We start from the raw sequence: 635 nt of genomic DNA, 5'->3' as shown, positions 1-635 counted from the left end.
CCATCGCCAGCATCAGCCAGCACATCGTCTTGAAGGATGGCATGCCACCTCCGGTCATGGGATCACCCGGCCTGTTGCAAGCGGCGTGCCAGTGGCAGCGCAGCCCTGCCGCTCAAGTCCATCGCCGGCGCGCCGATACAGCTTCCATGTCACATGACCTGCTCAACCGCATCGACCAACGCACCCGGCTGGCCGGACACAACCGGCTGGCGCTCCTGTTGTTCCGCCTGGGCGGACGCCAGCTTTTTGGCGTCAACGTGTTCAAGGTGCAGGAAGTGCTGCGGCGCCCTGCCCTGTTCCAGGTGCCGGGCCTGCCCAGCCAGTTCTCCGGCGTGGCCGATGTGCGCGGCCGCTCGGTGCCGGTGCTGGACCTTGGCGTGGCCATCGGCCATCCCGAACGGGGCAACAACGGCGACGGCCCGGGCTACCTGGTGGTGACCGAATTCAACCGGTCCATCCAGGGTTTCCTGGTCAGCGGGGTGGAGCGCATCGTCAACATCGCCGTGCAGGACATCCACCCGCCGCCCGAACTCGGCGCCGAATCGAGCTACCTGACCGCGGTGACCCGCTTCCAGGGCGAGCTGATCCAGGTGATAGACGTGGAAAGCGTGCTGGCCGACATCGCCCAGACCCGC

Annotated in this window: 1 protein-coding gene; it reads left to right on the top strand. The window is 66.9% G+C overall.

All coding sequences use genetic code 11. The features are described from left to right. Positions 1 to 146: 146 nt before the first annotated feature. Positions 147 to 635 (top strand): chemotaxis protein CheW (locus tag ABB28_RS17525; RefSeq protein ID WP_161809887.1); only part of this gene is annotated, 489 nt, incomplete at its 3' end.

The sequence above is a fragment of the Stenotrophomonas chelatiphaga genome (genome assembly GCF_001431535.1).
In the GTDB taxonomy this organism is placed as follows: Bacteria; Pseudomonadota; Gammaproteobacteria; order Xanthomonadales; family Xanthomonadaceae; genus Stenotrophomonas; species Stenotrophomonas chelatiphaga.
This window is presented reverse-complemented; position numbering and strand designations above follow the sequence as displayed.